The sequence below is a fragment of the Streptomyces sp. NPDC054841 genome, assembly GCF_053611045.1.
Genome location: NZ_JBSGZO010000145.1, coordinates 1 through 17,765, shown reverse-complemented (window position 1 = coordinate 17,765; position 17,765 = coordinate 1). Strand labels below are relative to the sequence as shown.

At 71.1% G+C, this 17,765-nt stretch carries 14 protein-coding genes; all 14 read left to right on the top strand.

The genetic code is table 11. The annotated features are described in order from the left end of the window. Window positions 1-1,197 (top strand): ATP-binding protein (locus tag ACWGI8_RS20420; RefSeq protein WP_453662745.1); only part of this gene is annotated, 1,197 nt, incomplete at its 5' end. Between the two features lie 98 nt (window positions 1,198-1,295). Further along, a complete protein-coding gene (locus tag ACWGI8_RS20415; RefSeq protein WP_453662743.1) occupies window positions 1,296-1,625 on the top strand; it encodes a TcmI family type II polyketide cyclase in 330 nt (109 codons plus the stop codon). Continuing rightward, window positions 1,622-2,893 carry a beta-ketoacyl-[acyl-carrier-protein] synthase family protein gene (locus ACWGI8_RS20410; protein ID WP_453662741.1) on the top strand — a complete coding sequence of 424 codons (1,272 nt, stop codon included), beginning with the start codon at window positions 1,622-1,624 and terminating at the stop codon, window positions 2,891-2,893. The genes ACWGI8_RS20415 and ACWGI8_RS20410 overlap by 4 nt, the downstream gene beginning before the upstream one ends. Beyond that, window positions 2,890-4,122, top strand: a complete 1,233-nt coding sequence (locus tag ACWGI8_RS20405; RefSeq protein WP_453662740.1) for a ketosynthase chain-length factor — start codon at window positions 2,890-2,892, stop codon at window positions 4,120-4,122. The genes ACWGI8_RS20410 and ACWGI8_RS20405 overlap by 4 nt, the downstream gene beginning before the upstream one ends. Window positions 4,123-4,192: 70 nt before the next feature. Further along, window positions 4,193-4,468: an acyl carrier protein gene (locus tag ACWGI8_RS20400; RefSeq protein WP_453662738.1), complete on the top strand. Its 276-nt coding sequence runs from the start codon at window positions 4,193-4,195 to the stop codon at window positions 4,466-4,468. Window positions 4,469-4,547: 79 nt separating this feature from the next. Continuing rightward, complete coding sequence (gene fabG / locus ACWGI8_RS20395; protein WP_453662737.1) at window positions 4,548-5,333, top strand: 3-oxoacyl-ACP reductase FabG; 786 nt, start codon at window positions 4,548-4,550, stop codon at window positions 5,331-5,333. A gap of 51 nt (window positions 5,334-5,384) precedes the next feature. Further along, a complete protein-coding gene (locus ACWGI8_RS20390) occupies window positions 5,385-6,329 on the top strand; it encodes an aromatase/cyclase (protein WP_453662735.1) in 945 nt (314 codons plus the stop codon). Window positions 6,330-6,439: 110 nt separating this feature from the next. Continuing rightward, a complete protein-coding gene (locus ACWGI8_RS20385; RefSeq protein ID WP_453662748.1) occupies window positions 6,440-7,921 on the top strand; it encodes an FAD-dependent monooxygenase in 1,482 nt (493 codons plus the stop codon). 70 nt (window positions 7,922-7,991) lie between these two features. Then, window positions 7,992-9,491 carry an FAD-dependent monooxygenase gene (locus tag ACWGI8_RS20380; RefSeq protein ID WP_453662733.1) on the top strand — a complete coding sequence of 500 codons (1,500 nt, stop codon included), beginning with the start codon at window positions 7,992-7,994 and terminating at the stop codon, window positions 9,489-9,491. 5 nt (window positions 9,492-9,496) lie between these two features. Further along, window positions 9,497-10,375: an alpha/beta hydrolase gene (locus ACWGI8_RS20375; RefSeq protein ID WP_453662731.1), complete on the top strand. Its 879-nt coding sequence runs from the start codon at window positions 9,497-9,499 to the stop codon at window positions 10,373-10,375. Next, complete coding sequence (locus ACWGI8_RS20370; protein ID WP_453662729.1) at window positions 10,372-12,492, top strand: MFS transporter; 2,121 nt, start codon at window positions 10,372-10,374, stop codon at window positions 12,490-12,492. The genes ACWGI8_RS20375 and ACWGI8_RS20370 overlap by 4 nt, the downstream gene beginning before the upstream one ends. Window positions 12,493-12,564: 72 nt before the next feature. Continuing rightward, window positions 12,565-14,106: an acyl-CoA carboxylase subunit beta gene (locus ACWGI8_RS20365; RefSeq protein ID WP_453662746.1), complete on the top strand. Its 1,542-nt coding sequence runs from the start codon at window positions 12,565-12,567 to the stop codon at window positions 14,104-14,106. 330 nt (window positions 14,107-14,436) lie between these two features. Then, window positions 14,437-16,170, top strand: coding sequence for a fatty acyl-AMP ligase (locus ACWGI8_RS20360; RefSeq protein WP_453662727.1), 1,734 nt, complete (start codon window positions 14,437-14,439; stop codon window positions 16,168-16,170). A gap of 223 nt (window positions 16,171-16,393) precedes the next feature. Next, window positions 16,394-17,765: type I polyketide synthase (locus ACWGI8_RS20355; RefSeq protein WP_453662725.1), on the top strand; the 1,372-nt coding region annotated here is incomplete at its 3' end.

Sequence of the window (17,765 nt, the reverse complement as noted above, 5' to 3'; positions counted from 1 at the left end):
GCCGTCGCCGCGTTCGGCCGCGGCGAGTGCTTCGTCGAGCGCTACCTGGACAAGCCGCGCCACGTGGAGACCCAGTGCCTGGCCGACCAGCACGGCAACGTCGTCGTCGTCTCCACCCGTGACTGCTCGCTCCAGCGCCGCCACCAGAAGCTGGTCGAAGAAGCCCCCGCTCCGTTCCTCAGCGAGGAGCAGAACGCGGAGCTGTACCGGGCCTCCAAGGCCATCCTCAAGGAGGCCGGCTACGTCGGCGCCGGCACCGTCGAGTTCCTCGTCGGCACCGACGGCACGATCTCCTTCCTGGAGGTCAACACCCGTCTGCAGGTCGAGCACCCGGTCACCGAAGAGGTCACCGGCATCGACCTCGTGCGCGAGATGTTCCGCATCGCCGACGGCGAGCAGCTCGGTTACGACGACCCCGCGCTGCGCGGTCACTCCTTCGAGTTCCGCATCAACGGCGAGGACCCGGGCCGTAACTTCCTGCCCGCCCCGGGCACGGTGACGACCTTCGCGCCGCCGACCGGCCCCGGTGTCCGCCTGGACGCCGGTGTCGAGTCCGGCAGCGTGATCGGCCCGGCCTGGGACTCCCTGCTCGCCAAGCTGATCGTCACCGGCGCCACCCGTGAGCAGGCCCTGCAGCGCGCGGCCCGTGCGCTGGCCGAGTTCAACGTCGAGGGCATGGCCACCGCCATCCCCTTCCACCGCGCCGTGGTCACCGACCCCGCCTTCACCAGCGACCCGTTCCGCGTCCACACCCGATGGATCGAGACGGAGTTCGTCAACGAGATCAAGCCGTTCGCCGCGCCGGCCGAGACCGAGGTGGAGGACGAGCCCGGCCGCGAGACGGTCGTCGTCGAGGTCGGCGGCAAGCGTCTCGAAGTGTCGCTGCCCTCCTCGCTGGGCATGACCCTGGCCCGCACCGCCGCGGCCGGCGGCGCCAAGCCCAAGCGCCGCGCCGCGAAGAAGTCCACCACGGCCGCGTCCGGCGACACCCTCGCCTCCCCGATGCAGGGCACCATCGTCAAGGTCGCCGTCGAGGAGGGCCAGCAGGTCAACGAGGGCGACCTCGTCGTCGTCCTCGAAGCGATGAAGATGGAACAGCCCCTCAACGCGCACCGCTCCGGCACCATCAAGGGCCTGTCGGCCGAAGCCGGCGCCTCCCTCACCTCCGGCGCCGTGATCTGCGAGATCAAGAACTGACACAACGTCATGCACACGCGCCGTGCGATGCGTCGCGCGCCGGTCAGCACGAACTGTCCGAGCCCGGTGGACATTCCACTCCGAAGGAGAGAAACCTCATGCACAGCACCTTGATCGTGGCGCGGATGAACCCCGGATCGCATGCCGATGTCGCCAAACTGTTCGCCGACTTCGACGACACCCGGATGCCTCACCTCATGGGCACGCGACGCCGCCAGCTCTTCCACTACCAGGGGCTCTACTTCCATCTGCAGGACTTCGAGGTGGACAACGGCGGCGAGCTCATCGAACGAGCGAAGACGGACGAACGCTTCATCAGGATCAGCGAAGACCTGAAGCCGTTCATCCAGGCGTACGACCCCGCGACATGGCGCTCGCCGGCCGACGCGATGGCGACCCGCTTCTACACCTGGGAGGCCTCCATATGACCGGGCGTCGAGTCGTCATCACGGGGATCGAGGTTCTGGCACCCGGTGGCGCCGGCAGGGAGGAGTTCTGGAACCTGATCAGCGAAGGCCGTACCGCTACGCGCAGGATCACCTTCTTCGACCCCACCCCCTTCCGCTCCCAGGTGGCCGCGGAGATCGACTTCGACCCCGAGGCATACGGCCTGACACCGCAGGAAGTCAGGCGGATGGACCGGGCCGCCCAGTTCGCCGTGGTCGCCGCGCGCGGCGCCGTCGCCGACAGCGGCATCGACCTGAGCACGTTCGACCCGCACCGCGTGGGCGTCACCGTCGGCAGCGCGGTCGGCGCGACGATGGGGCTCGACCAGGAGTACCGGATCGTCAGCGACGGTGGCCGCCTCCACCTGGTGGACCACGAGTACGCCGTACCGCACCTGTACAACTTCCTGGTCCCCAGCTCCTTCGCGGCCGAGGTGGCCTGGGCGGTCGGCGCGGAAGGCCCGAGCACCGTGGTGTCGACCGGCTGCACCTCCGGCATCGACTCCGTCGGCTACGCGGTCGACCTGATCCGGGAGGGCTCGGCCGACATCATGATCGCCGGTTCCTCCGACGCACCGATCTCCCCTATCACCATGGCGTGCTTCGACGCGATCAAGGCGACCACACCCCGGCACGACGACCCGGAGCACGCCTCGCGGCCGTTCGACGGAACCCGCAACGGCTTCGTCCTCGGCGAGGGCGCCGCGGTGTTCGTCCTGGAAGAGCTGGAGAGCGCCCGGCAACGAGGCGCCCACATCTACGCCGAGATCGCCGGCTACGCCACGCGCAGCAACGCGTACCACATGACCGGGCTGCGGCCCGACGGTGCGGAGATGGCCGAGGCGATCCGGGTGGCGCTCGACGAGGCACGGATGAACGTCGAGGTCATCGACTACATCAACGCCCACGGCTCCGGCACCAAGCAGAACGACCGGCACGAGACCGCGGCCTTCAAGAAGAGCCTGGGCGACCACGCCTACCGGACACCGGTGAGCTCCATCAAGTCGATGGTCGGTCACTCGCTGGGAGCCATCGGTTCCATCGAGATCGCCGCATCCGCCCTGGCCATGGAGAACAACGTGGTACCGCCCACGGCGAACCTGCACACACCGGACCCGGACTGCGACCTCGACTACGTACCGCTCACCGCACGCGACCAGCTCACCGACGCGGTCCTGTCGGTGGGCAGCGGTTTCGGCGGATTCCAGAGCGCGATGGTGCTGGCCCGGCCGGAGAGGAGCATCGCATGACCACCTCGGTGGTGGTGACGGGACTGGGCGTGACCGCGCCCAACGGCCTGGGAACCCAGGACTACTGGACGGCGACGCTCGGCGGCAAGAGCGGCATCGGCCGCATCACCCGCTTCGCACCCGAGCAGTACCCGGCCAGGCTCGCGGGCGAGATCCCCGGGTTCACGGCCGAGGAGCACCTGCCGAGCCGGCTGCTCCCCCAGACCGACCGGATGACCCGACTCGCTCTGGTGGCCGCGGACTGGGCTCTGCGGGATGCGGGCGTACGCCCCGCCGAGCTCCCCGAGTTCGACATGGGCGTGGTCACCGCGAGCTCCTCCGGCGGCTTCGAGTTCGGCCAGGGAGAACTGGAGAACCTGTGGAGCCGGGGCAGCCAGTACGTCAGCGCGTACCAGTCCTTCGCCTGGTTCTACGCGGTCAACAGCGGCCAGATCTCCATCCGGAACGGCATGAAGGGCCCCAGCAGCGTGGTCGTCACCGACCAGGCGGGCGGGCTCGACGCCGTGGCCCAGGCCCGCCGGCAGATCCGCAAGGGGACCGGCCTGATCGTCTCCGGTGCCGTCGACGCCTCGATCTGCCCCTGGGGCTGGGTCGCCCAGCTCGCAGGCGACCGGCTCAGCACCAGCGACGAGCCGACCCGCGCCTATCTGCCCTTCGACAGCGCGGCACGGGGACATGTGCCGGGTGAGGGCGGCGCGCTGCTCGTACTGGAGGAGGCCCGGTCGGCACTGACCCGTGGGGCGCGGATCTACGGAGAGATCGCAGGGTACGGCGCGACCTTCGACCCGAAGCCGGGCAGCGCACGTGAACCGGGCCTGCGCAGATCGATTCAACTGGCCCTGGACGATGCTCGCGTGCGACCGGACGAGATCGACGTGGTGTTCGCGGACGGGGCGGCTGTCCCCGAACTCGACCGAGTCGAGGCTCAGGCGATCACCGATGTGTTCGGCGCCGGGGGCGTTCCCGTCACCGCCCCCAAGACCATGACCGGCCGTCTCTACTCGGGCGCCGCCCCCCTCGATCTGGCCGCCGCCTTCCTGGCCATGGGCGAGGGCGTGATACCGCCGACCGTGAATGTCGAACCGGCCCCCGCCTACGGCCTGGACCTGGTCGTCGACCGGCCCCGCGAGGCCGACGTGCGAACGGCCCTCGTCCTGGCCCGGGGCCAAGGCGGGTTCAACTCGGCCGTCGTGGTCCGGGCCGGCGACCGGTCCCGGCGCCGCACCTGAGGGGCGGCGTGCTCACCGAGCACCCAGTGAACCAGTGCACACAAGGCACGACGAAGGAAAGGACCACCACGTGGAACCCCAGCAGTTCACCCTCGACGACCTCAAGCGCATCCTGCTCGAGGGCGCCGGCGCGGAAGAAGGCGTGGACCTCGACGGCGACATTCTCGACACGGGCTTCGAGGAGCTCGGTTACGAGTCGCTCGCCCTGCTCGAGACGGGTGGCCGCATCGAGCGCGAGTACGGCATCACGCTCGACGACGACGCGCTCGCCGACACCCCCACGCCCCGGTCCCTGATCGAGGCCGTCAACGCCCAGCTGGCAGCGACCGCCGACGCCGTTGCCTGACCCCATGCTGCCGGCTGCCGGGATCCCCCACCCGGCAGTCGGCATCCGCCCGGCACCGTCCACGTAACAGGAGAGAGAAATGCCGCAGCAGGAGCAGCGGGTCGCCCTGGTCACCGGGGCCACCAGCGGGATCGGCCTGGCGACAGCACGGCGCCTGGCCGCACAGGGCCACCAGGTCTTCATCGGCGCCCGCGACGCCGACAACGTCGCCTCGACCGTCAAGCAGTTGCAGGAGGAAGGGCTGGGGGTCGACGGAACCGCCGTCGACGTCCGCTCCATCGAGGCGGTTCACGCGTTCGTCGTGGCCGCCGTGGACCGGTTCGGAACCATCGATGTCCTGGTCAACAACGCCGGCCGCAGTGGTGGCGGCGTCACCGCCGACATCGCCGACGAGCTGTGGCACGACGTCATCGACACCAACCTCAACAGCGTCTTCCGCACGACCCGCGAGGTACTCAACACCGGCGGCATGCGGGACAAGCGCTGGGGCCGGATCATCAACATCGCCTCCACGGCCGGCAAGCAGGGCGTCGTCCTCGGTGCTCCGTACTCCGCGTCGAAGCACGGCGTCGTCGGTTTCACCAAGGCGCTCGGCAACGAGCTCGCCCCGACCGGGATCACGGTCAACGCCGTCTGCCCCGGGTATGTCGAGACCCCTATGGCGCAGCGGGTGCGCCAGGGGTACGCGGCCGCCTACGACACGAGCGAGGACGCGATCCTCGCGAAGTTCCGGGCGAAGATCCCGCTCGGCCGCTACTCCACCCCCGACGAGGTCGCCGGAATGGTCGGCTATCTGGCCTCCGACACCGCGGCCTCCGTCACCGCCCAGGCGATCAACGTCTGCGGCGGCCTCGGCAACTTCTGAGCCCCGGCACCTTCTGATCCCGAACCCCCATCCCGGACGAGGAGTCCGATCATGTCGCAACCGGGCCTGCGCCAGGTCGAGCACGAAATCACCGTCTCGGCCCCCGCCGATTCCGTCTACCTGCTGATCGCCGACGTACAGAACTGGCCGCAGATCTTCCCGCCGACCATCTACGTCGACCACATCGAGAAGGGGGAACGCGAGGAGCGCATACGCATCTGGGCCACCGCCAACGGCGAGGCCAAGAGCTGGTCCTCCCGTCGTCTGCTGGAGCCCGAGAAGCTCCGGATCAACTTCCAGCAGGAGGTCTCCGCCCCGCCGGTCGCCTCGATGGGCGGCGCATGGGTCGTCGAGGCGCTGTCGGACAGCGAGTCACGCGTGCGCCTGCTGCACGAGTTCAGGGCCGTCGACGACAGCCCGGAGGGACTGGACTGGATCGACAAGGCAGTGGACCGCAACTCGCATTCCGAACTGGGCGCCCTGAAGCACAACGTCGAACTCGCACATGCATCACGCGAGTTGACCTTCTCGTTCGAGGACACGGTGCACATCGACGGCTCGGCCAAGGATGTCTACGACTTCATCAACGAGGCGCACCTGTGGTCCGAACGGCTGCCGCACGTGGCCAGGGTCCGCCTCGATGAGGACACCCCGGGCCTGCAGACCCTGGAGATGGACACCCGCGCCAAAAACGGCTCCACCCACACCACCAAGTCGTACCGGGTGACCTTCCCGCACCGGGGAATCGCCTACAAGCAGGTGACTCTCCCGGCCCTGATGACCCTGCACACCGGCTACTGGACCTTCGAGGAGAGCGACAGCGGCGTGGCCGCCCGCTCGCAGCACACGGTTGTACTGAACCCCGGGAACATCTCCCGGATCCTCGGTGCCGACGCCACCGTCGCCGATGCCAGGCAGTACGTCCACGGCGCGCTGAGCACCAACAGCAAAGCCACCTTGGCGCACGCCAAGACCTACGCCGAGAAGTCCCGCTGACCATGTCCGCGGTCACCGAAAACACTGAGGGCAACGAGGACAGCGAGGACAGCGGGTACGGGCCGGGCAGCTCTGACCTGCCGCTCTCCCATACGGTCCCGACGGCCCCGATGACCCCGACGACTCTCGACACGCAGGTCGTCGTCGTCGGAGCGGGCCCGGTCGGCCTCTTCCTCGCCGGCGAACTGCGCCTCGGCGGGGCCGAGGTGACCGTACTCGAACGCCGGGAGACGCCCACCACGGAGTCGAGGGCCTCCACCCTGCACGCGCGCACCATGGAACTCTTCGACAGCCGCGGTCTGCTGACGGCCCTCGGCACCCCGCCCAACGAGCCGCGAGGCCATTTCGGCGGCATCCCCATGGATCTGACGATGCCCAGCCGCTACCCGGGCCAGTGGAAGGTCCCGCAGACCCGGACCGAGGCGCTGCTGCAGGACCGGGCGGTGTCGTCGGGGGCGCGGCTGATGCGCGGCTGGGAGCTGGTCGGACTGTCCGACCACGGCGGGTACGTGGAGGTGACGGCCAGGACCTCGACGGGCGTCCGGCGGCTGCGGGCCGCGTATGTGGTCGGCTGCGACGGGGAGGAGAGCACCGTGCGCCGGCTGACGGGGGTCGCGTTCCCCGGTCTGCCGGCCCGCCGTGAGCTGCTGCGGGCGGACGTGGCGGGTGTCGACATTCCGGGCCGGCGCTTCGAGAGGCTGGACCGGGGGCTCGCGATCGCCGCCCGCCGCGAGGACGGTGTGACGCGGGTGATGGTGCACGAGTTCGGCAGGCCTGCGGGGCAGCGCACCGCCGCACCGGAGTTCACCGAGGTCATCGACTGCTGGAAGCGGGTGACCGGCGAGGACCTCAGTGGCGGAACCCCGTTGTGGGTCAATGCCTTCGGCGATGCCAACCGTCAGCTGTCCCGCTACCGCCAGGGTCGCGTCCTGTTCGCCGGGGACGCCGCGCACCAGCAGATGCCGAGCGGTGGCCAGGCCCTCAATCTGGGCCTCCAGGACGCGGCCAATCTCGGCTGGAAGCTCGCACTCCAGGTCGGTCCCAGACCCCCCAGCGGCCTACTCGACAGCTACCACAGCGAACGGCACAAGGCGGGAAGCCGCGTACTGGCCAACATCAGGGCGCAGACCGAGCTGCTGCTCGGTGGCGAAGAGGTCGAACCGGTACGTGCGCTGCTCGGCGAGCTCATCACGGCGGACGCCACCCGCGAGCACCTGGCCGGCCTGATCACCGGACTGGACGTCCGCTACCCGGTCGGATACGGCAGCCATCCGCTGCTCGGCTCCTCGCTCCCGCATCTGGAGCTGGACACACGGGAGGGGGCGGTCACCACGGCGGCCCTGCTGCGCTCCGGGCGGGGCGTCCTGCTCGACCTCGCGCCGGTGTCGAACGCGCATCTGCGGTGGCTGGCCAGGCTCTGGGCCGACCGTGTCACCACCGTCGTCGCCCGCGCCGGCCCCGACGGTCCGCTGCGGGGCATCGACGCCGTTCTGGTCAGGCCGGACGGCCACATCGCCTGGATCGGCTCCCAGCAGTACGGCGTACGCCGCGCTCTGGTGCGCTGGTTCGGCCCGCCCGAGCCGGGCCTCTAGCGCCTGTCGGGCGGATCAGGTCCCAGACGCGGAGGCCGGGCCTCCGGACACAGAAGAGAGAGGGAGAGTTGTGGATACGGATGTGATCGTTGCCGGCGCGGGCCCGACCGGTCTGATGCTCGCCGGGGAACTGCGCCTCGGCGGAGCCCGCGTCGTGGTGGTGGAGCGCCTGAGCGAACCCACCGGACAGTCCCGCGGGCTGGGTTTCACGGCGCGCGCCATGGAAGTGTTCGACCAGCGTGGTCTGCTGCCGATGTTCGGCGGCCTGGAGACGAGTCCGTTGGGTCATTTCGGTGGCGTTCAGTTCGACTACACCGTCCTGGAGGACGCCCACTTCGGTGCCCGCGGTGTCCCGCAGTCCCGTACGGAAGCGGTCCTGGAGCAGTGGGCGACCGGCCTGGGGGTGGACATACGGCGCGGCTGGGAGCTCGTGGAGCTGACCGACGACGGCGACGGCGTCGAGATCACCGCGGCCACCGAGCAGGGCGTCCAGCGGCTGCGGGCCGCCTACCTCGTGGGCTGCGACGGCGGGCAGAGCACGGTCCGCAAGGCGGCGGGGTTCGACTTCCCCGGGACCCCGGCCACCCGTACGATGTACCTCGCCGACGTCGTCGGCTGCGGCCTCCGCCCTCGCTTCCTGGGCGAGCGGCTGCCCGGCGGCATGGTGATGGCCGCTCCGCTGGGTGAAGGAGTGGACCGCATCATCGTCTGCCCGCACGGCACTCCGGCGGCCGAGCGCGCCGAGTCCGTGAGCTTCGCCGAGGTCGCCGACGCCTGGGAGCGCATCACCGGCGAGTCCATCCACGGTGGGGGCGCCGACTGGGTCAGCTCGTTCACCGACGCGACCCGCCAGGTCGGCACGTACCGCCGGGGGCGCGTGCTGCTCGCCGGGGACGCGGCCCACATCCATCTCCCGGCCGGCGGCCAGGGGTTGAGTACCGGCGTACAGGACGCGGTCAATCTCGGCTGGAAGCTCGCGGCCGTGATCCAGGGCTGGGCACCGGACGGCCTGCTGGACACATACCACAGCGAGCGGCACCCGGTCGGCGCGCGGCTGCTGATGAACACCCGTGCCCAGGGCCAGGTGTTCCTCGGCGGCGACGAGGCCGATCCGCTGCGCGAGCTGTTCACCGAGCTGATCGCCCTCGACGACGTCAAACGGCATCTCGCGGGTGTCGTCAGCGGCCTCGACATCCGCTACGACGTCGGCTCCGGCGGCAACCCGCTGCTGGGGCGCCGCGTTCCGCCCCGCCCACTGCGCGGTGCGACGGGTGCGACCGGCACGATGCAGCTGCTGCACCGGGCCCAGGGCGTACTGCTCGACCTCACCGACGATGCCGGGGTGCGTGCCACCGCGGCGGGCTGGAAGGACCGTGTCGTCGTCGCGACCGCGGCGCCGGAGGCGGACGGTGCCTTCGCGGGGGCACGGGCGCTGCTGGTCCGGCCCGACGGATACGTGGTCTGGGCGGCTGCCGGTCCGGCCGACGACGCGTCGAGCGGCCCGTCCGGCGAACCCGACGGGCCGGAGGCGGCGCTGCGACGCTGGTTCGGCGCGCCGGTGACGGTCTAGCGCCGATGGCCACGGCGACAGAGGCTCTGTCCCACCGGGTACGCCCCATCGCCCTGGACGCGGCCGGTATCACGCTGTCCGCCCTCCTCCACGAGCCGGAGCACATGCCCGCGCGTGCGACCGTGGTGGCCCTGCACGGGGCGGGCATGAGCGCCGGGTACTTCGACGGTCGGGCCCATCCCGATCTGTCGCTGCTCACCCTCGGCGCCCGGCTCGGCTTCACGGTCCTCGCCGTGGACCGTCCGGGCTACGGGCACTCCGCCGCCCTGCTCCGCGAGGGCCAGACCCTCGCGGAGCAGGCCCGCACGCTGCGCGCGGCGCTGGAGGACTTCGGCTCCCGGTTCGCCACGGGCCAGGGCCTGTACCTCCTCGCCCACTCCTTCGGCGGCAAACTCGCCCTGACCGGCGCGGCGGACGAGTCCTGGCCCCGTCTGCTCGGCCTCGACATCTCGGGTTGCGGCCATCGGTACGCCGTACGGCCGGAAGAGCTGCCCGACGCGCTCGTACGCACGCACTGGAAGCGGCACTGGGGCCGGCTGGATCTCTATCCGCCCGACACGTTCCAGTCCAGCAGCGCGCTGGTCGCCCCCGTGCCGCCACGTGAGCGGTGGGCCGCCGAGCGCTGGCCGGAGGCGTTCGACGAACTCGCTCCGCGGATCCAGGCGCCCGTCCGGTTCACCTTCGCCGAGCACGAGCACTGGTGGTGCCACGACCGTCCCGCCCTGGCCGACCTGACGGCCAGGCTGACGTCCGCACCGCGCACGATCGTCGACCGGCAGCCGGACGCCGGCCACAACATCAGCCTGGGCTGGGCGGCCCGCTCGTACCATCTGCGGGCTCTCGGCTTCCTGGAGGAATGCCTGCTGCGGCGGGACGGAACGTGACCCCCCGGTTCCTGCGCGGGACCGGGTTCGTGCGCAAGACGCTCGCCATCACCTTCCGCTCCCTGTCCGTACGCAACTTCCGGCTCTTCGCGACTGGGCAGATCGCGTCCGTGACGGGTACCTGGATGATGGTCGTGGCCCAGGACTGGCTCGTCCTGGAGCTGACCGGGGACTCGAGCGCGGCCCTGGCCACGGTGACCGCCATGCAGTTCACTCCCCTGCTCCTGCTCACCCTGTACGGCGGAGGGCTTGCGGACCGCCATGACAAGCGCGCCCTGCTCACCGCCGCCAACCTCGTCTCCGGGCTGCTCGCCCTCGTGCTCGCGCTGCTGGTCCTCACCGGCACGGCCGGGCTGTGGCATCTGTACGGGTTCGCGCTGGCCCTCGGCATCGTCAACGCGGTGGAGATCCCGACCCGGATGGCCTTCGTCAGCGAGCTCGTCGGCGCCGAGCTGCTGCCCAACGCCTCGGCCCTGAGCGCCGCGTACTTCAATGTCGCCCGGGTACTCGGGCCGGCCCTCGCCGGGCTGCTCATCAGCGTGGCCGGCACCGGACCGGTCATGCTGCTCAACGCGGCGAGCTACCTGGCGACGGTCGCGGGGCTGCGCGGAATGCGGGTGGCGGAACTACGACGAAGCACACGCCCTGCCACGCACCTCCGCGTCATCGACGGGCTGACGCATCTGAGGACCCGGCCGGACCTTGTGCTGACGCTCGCCCTCGTGGCGGTGGTCGGTCTGTTCGGCCTCAACCTGCAGCTCACCCTGCCGCTCATGGCGAAGACGGTGTTCCACACCGACGCGGCCTCCTTCGGCCTGCTCACCACCGCGCTCGCCGCGGGTTCGCTGCTCGCGGCCTTCGCGGGCACCGCCCGGCGGGGCCGCCCGTCCGCCCGCGCGGTGACGGCTTCCGCCTTCGCGTTCGGCCTTCTCGAGACAGCGGCCGGATGGGCGCCCGGCTTCACGTCGGCGCTGGTGCTCCTGGCCCTCACGGGCTTCGCCTCGATGTACTTCGCGCAGGCCGCCAACCACCGGATCCAGCTCGGCAGCGATCCCCGGTACCGCGGCCGGGTCATGGCCCTCTACACGCTGATCCTCCAGGGCTCGGTGCCGCTCGGCGCGCTTTTCGTCGGCCTGCTGGCCGAGCACCTGGGCGCGCGCTCCGGGCTCTACGTGGGCGGGCTGATCTCGCTGACGGCGGCCCTCGCCGCCGCAGCGGCCGACCGCCTCCGGACAGGCCCCGGGCACAGGCGCACCGCCTCGCCGCCGGCGGATGTGCACGTCCCGCCCCGGTCGACCGCGGGAAGCCCCCCCATGACGACCCTCACCGCTCTCGCCGTCGGGGCCGCGGAGCTGCATCTGTGGCTGCTGCGCCCTCCAGGCTCGGTACGCGAGCTGCCCACCGGTGAACTCGACGTGAACGAGACACGACGGGCCGCCGCGCTCCGCAGGCCGTCCGACCGGCTGCTGTACGTGGCGGCACACATCGGGCTGCGCCGGATCATGGCCGCGTACACGGGAATCGCCCCGGACCGGCTGTCCTTCGGCCGGGAGCCCTGCCCCGGCTGCGGTGCCCCGCACGGCCGCCCCGTCCTTCGCGACACGCCGGACGCACCGCAGTTCTCGCTCTCGCACAGCCAAGGCCTGGCCCTGATCGCGGTGGCCGCCGTCCGGCTGGGGGCCGACGTCCAGAAGATCCCGTCGACGCAGACCACCGAACTGTGCCTGCCGGCGTTGCATCCGGCGGAACGGCTCGAACTGCGCCGGCTTCCGGCACAGGACCGGAACCTGGCCTTCGCGCGGCTGTGGGTGCGCAAGGAGGCGTATCTGAAGGGGCTCGGCACCGGACTCACGCGCGGGGCCCGCACCGACTACCTGGGCGAGTACGCGGCCGGTGAACGGCCACCGGGCTGGCTGGTGCGCAATCTGCCCGCAGGCCCGGGCCATGTCGCCGCTGCCGCTCTGCCCGTCGACGATGACTGCCACGCGGTCATCCGCGCACTGCCCGCCGACTGGCTGTACGCCAAGGACCCGGCCGGCCGTATCGCCGGCATGGGGGCTTCTGCGCGGACGGTGTTGCGGGTGCACGAGCCGCAGCCGGCACACCGCCGGACATGAGAACCGGGAGAGCGAGAGTGACGAGAGGGAGAGGGGAACACCATGACCCGCACGGAAGCTCCGGCCCAGTCCATGGACCGGCTCGACGAGTTGAGGAAGATCAAGGAGCTGGTCCTCGCGGGACCCGATCCGAGGGCCACCGAGCGCCAGCACACGAAGGGCAAGCTGACCGCGCGTGAGCGTATCGGACTGCTGCTGGACGAAGGGAGCTTCACCGAGGTCGAGGCGCTGCGGCGGCACCGGGCGACCGGCTTCGGCCTCGAGTCGAAGAGGCCGTACACGGACGGTGTGATCACGGGCTGGGGCACCGTCGAAGGACGCACGGTCTTCGTGTACGCGCACGACTTCCGGATCTTCGGTGGTGCGCTGGGCGAGGCACATGCTCAGAAGATCCACAAACTGATGGACATGGCCATCGCGGCGGGCGCACCGCTCGTCTCGCTCAACGACGGCGCCGGCGCGCGCATCCAGGAGGGAGTGAGCGCCCTCGCCGGATATGGCGGCATCTTCCAGCGCAACACCAAGGCGTCCGGCGTCATCCCGCAGATCTCGGTCATGCTCGGGCCGTGCGCGGGCGGCGCGGCCTACAGTCCGGCCCTGACGGACTTCGTCTTCGCCGTACGGGACATCTCACAGATGTTCATCACCGGCCCGGACGTCGTCAGGGCGGTCACGGGCGAGGAGATCACCCAGAACGGCCTGGGCGGCGCCGACGTGCACGCGGGTGTCTCCGGAGTGGCCCACTTCGTCCACGACGACGAAGAGACGTGCCTCGCCGAGGTGCGTTATCTGCTCTCCCTTCTGCCTTCCAACAACCGTGAACTGCCGCCGGCCGTGCCGAGCGGCGATCCGGCCGACCGGTCCGGTGACGCGCTGCTCGATCTCGTCCCGGCCGACGGCAACCGCCCGTACGACATGCTCGAGGTGATCGAGGAGATCGTCGACAACGGTGACGTCATGGAGGTCCACGCGACCTGGGCCACCAACATCATTTGTGCGCTGGCCCGCCTCGACGGCCATGTGGTCGGCATCGTCGCCAACCAGCCGCAGTCGCTGGCCGGGGTCCTGGACATCAAGGCGAGCGAGAAGGGCGCGCGGTTCGTGCAGTTCTGCGACTCGTTCAACATCCCGCTGGTCACCCTGGTCGACGTACCGGGCTTCCTGCCGGGCATCGACCAGGAGCACGAGGGCATCATCCGGCGCGGCGCGAAGCTGCTGTACGCGTACTGCAACGCCACGGTGCCCCGTGTCTCGGTGGTCCTGCGCAAGGCGTACGGAGGCGCGTACATCGTCATGGACTCCCGGTCCATCGGCGCGGACATCGCGCTCGCCTGGCCCACCAACGAGATCGCCGTGATGGGCGCCGAGGGCGCGGCCAATGTGGTCTTCCGCCGTGAGATCGCGGCAGCGGCCGACCCCGAGGCCATGCGCCGGGACAGGGTCAAGGAGTACAGAAGCGAGCTGGTCCACCCCTACTACGCGGCCGAACGAGGACTCGTCGACGACGTCATCGACCCGCGCGACACACGGCGGGTGCTCAGTCGCGCCGTGGCGATGCTCGGCGCCAAGTCCGCCGCCCTGCCGAGCCGCAAGCACGGCAATCCGCCCCAGTAGACCCCGCGGAGAGCCGTGGCGTCGGCGTCGTGGCCGGTGGTGCCTTTCCGCTACGGGGCATCAGATCGCCCAATTCCGTTTGATACCCAGGGTTTACATGGGTTTGGTCTGCCGGGCCGGTGGCACTTGCTATCGTGTTACTCATCGGTAGCAAGCTGTAACGGGGGCGCGAGGAGTCGGTGGGGGCCTCGCCACGCCCCTCGGGTGGGTGGTCGAGACGGCGGGTCTGGCAAGGAAGCCAGGCCGCCACGGCTTTCTGCGCGTACGCACCACGCGGCCCTCGAACTCCCGTTTCCTCGCCCACGTATCCAGACAGGTGAGACTCGTCACATGGCTCGTTCCCTGGTCGATTTGCTGACCACGCACGCCTCGCAACAGCCCGACCGGACCGCGTACCGCTACCTCGTCACCGGCGACTGCGACGGAGAGGTGCAGGACATCTCGTACGGGCGGCTGGCCCGCCGGTCCCAGGCCATCGCCGCCTGGCTGCAGGAGCACGGCCTGGCCGGTTCCCGCGCCATGCTGTTGTACCCGCCCGGCCTCGAGTTCATCTGCGGCTACCTGGGCTGTCTCTCGGCCGGGGTCGTCGCCGTGCCGGGCGTGCCCCCGCAAGGGCGGTCGCAGATCCACCGCACCCTGACCCGGATGAAGCGCCTCATCGCCGACGCGGACGCCAAGGTGATCCTGGGCGGCCGTGAGGTGATCTCCGCCCTGGGCACCATGGCGGAACACCTGCCCGAACTGGACGGGATCACCTGCGTCGCCACCGAGGACATCCCCGACGAGGCGGCCGGCTCCTGGCGCGAACCCGGCCTCACCGCCGACTCGGTCGCCTTCCTCCAGTACACCTCCGGCTCCACCGCCGCCCCCCGCGGCGTGATGGTGACCCACGGGAACCTGCTGGACAACGAGCGGGTCATCACGGAGCGGATGGGCCACACCCCGGACGCGATCGAGGAGTACGACCACGAACTGTTCGTCAGCTGGCTGCCCGTGTACCATGACATGGGCCTCATCGGCCCGGTCCTGAACACGGTCTACCTCGGCGTGACCGCCACTCTCTTCTCGCCGCTGCACTTCCTGCAACAGCCCCAGCGCTGGCTGACCGCCCTCAGCCGCTACCGCCCGCACACCAGCGGCGGCCCCAACTTCGCGTACGAGCTGTGTCTGAAGCACGCCACGCCCGACCTGCTCGAGGGCCTCGATCTGAGCCGGTGGAAGGTCGCGTTCAACGGCGCCGAACCGGTGCGGGCCGCCACCCTGCGGCGGTTCACCGAGACCTTCGGCCCGGCCGGCTTCCGCCGTGAGGCCCTCTACCCGTGCTACGGCCTGGCCGAGGCCACCCTGATGGTCACCGGCAGCTCGGTGGAGGCCCCGGCCACCCTGATCGAGGCCGCCGGGACCGGGCCGCACGCCGGTGCGGCGGACGCGGCGGCGGTCGGCTCCGGCCGGCCCGGCCCCGGCGTCACTGTGGTGATCGCCGATCCCGAGCGGCACGAGGAGCTGCCCGAGGGCGAGGTCGGCGAGATCTGGGTCGGCGGCGCGAGCGTCGCCAAGGGCTACTGGCGCAACGCTCTCGCCACCCGCGGTACCTTCCGGGCCACACTGAAGGGCCCCGAGACCGGCAGCGTCCGCTTTCTGCGGACCGGCGACCTCGGATTCCTGCGTGACGGCGAACTGTTCGTCACCGGACGCCTCAAGGACCTGATGGTCATCGACGGACGCAACCACTACCCGCAGGACCTGGAGCTGTCCGCCGAGATGTCCCACCCGGCGCTGCGGCCGGGCTGCACCGCCGCGTTCTCCGTGGACAGCGGGGTCGAGGGCGAACAGACCGTCATCGTCGCCGAGACGGACCCGGAGGTGCCGGGCGGGTCCGAGAAGATCACCGACCTTATCCGCAGCGCGATCGGCGAGGCCCATGGCCTGTCGGTGCACGACGTCGTGCTGGTCCACCCCGGCACCATTCCCAAGACGTCCAGCGGGAAGATCCAGCGCGGGGCCTCCCGGGCGGCGTACCTCGACGGCGCCCTCTCCGTGGTCGCAGCGGCCGCCACGGGATGACATCGCCCGCTGTCGACGCGATCGTGCGCGTCGGCGGCGGCACGACGGTCGTACGGGGCGCATGCCCGGGTGCCCCCGGCCGTACGTCTTGCGAATGCGCCGCACACCGGCCGTGCGCCGACCTCATCAGCCGCATCAGCCGCATCAGCCGCGCCGGGCGTACCAGCCCTGTCGGCCGTACTTGACATCGCCTGAGCCCGAGTTCACGAGGACACCTGTCTAGATGCCTGCGAACGAGCCCCCGAAGCAGTCCCCCGAGACGTCCGTCACGACCTTGGAGGGTGTGCGGGCCTGGCTGACGTCGGCCGTCGCCGAGGCCGCCGGGCTCGACCCGCTGGCCGTCGGCCCCGGGCGACCGATCGCCGAATTCGGGCTGGGCTCACGCCAGTTGGTGACCCTGGCCGCCGAACTCTCCACGCGGATCGGCCGGCCCCTGGAGCCGTCCCTCGTTTTCGACCACCCCACGATCGCCGCGCTCGCCGGGGCGGTCTTCGAACGGCCCGCCGCCGCGGTGGCGGCGGACCCGACGCCGGCGCACACGCCCGTACGGGCGGACGACGACATCGCGATCATCTCCATGGCCTGCCGCTTCCCCGGCGGCGCCGACGACCCCGAGGCGCTGTGGCGGCTGCTGGCCGCGGGCGAGGACGCCATCTCCGAAGTACCCGCGGGTCGTTGGGACACCCAGGGGCTCTACGACCCCGATCCGGAGGCCACCGGCAAGGCGTACACCCTGCGCGGCGGCTTCCTGGCCGGGGCAGACCGTTTCGACGCGGCCTTCTTCGGCATCTCACCGCGCGAGGCCGCCGCCATGGACCCCCAGCAGCGGCTGCTGCTGCACACCGCCTGGGAGGCGACCGAGCGCGCCGGGATCGTCCCGCGGACGCTGAACGGCAGCTCCACGGGCGTCTACATCGGCCTGTACGACAGCGGGTACCAGGCCTCGGCCGGACTCGGCCGGCTCGACGGGCACGTCGGCACGGGCTCGGCGTCCAGCGTGGCCTCCGGGCGCATCGCCTACACCCTCGGCCTCCAGGGCCCGGCGGTGACCGTCGACACCGCCTGCTCCTCCTCCCTCGTCGCCCTGCACCTGGCGGCGCGGGCGCTGGCGAGCGGCGAGTGCGACCTGGCGCTCGCGGGCGGCGCGACGCTGCTGGTGACACCGCGCGGACACGTCGAGTTCAGCAGGCTGCGCGCGCTGTCGCCGTCCGGGCGGTGCAGCCCGTTCTCGACCGGCGCGGACGGCGTGGTGTGGGCCGAGGGCTGCGGTCTGGTGCTGCTCAAGCGACTCGCGGACGCACGCCGGGACGGCGACCGGGTCCTCGCGGTCGTCAAGGGGTCGGCGATCAACCAGGACGGCCGCAGCCAGGGCCTCAGCGCCCCGAGCGGCCCGGCGCAGGAGCGGGTGCTGCGCGCCGCGCTGGACGCCGCCGGGCTCCGGCCGGACGACCTGGACCACGTGGAGGCGCACGGCACCGGCACGCGGCTCGGCGACCCCATCGAGGGCCGGGCGCTGGCCGCGGTCTTCGGACCGGGCCGCCCGGCCGACCGGCCGCTCGGAGTCGGCTCCCTCAAATCCAACATCGGCCACACAC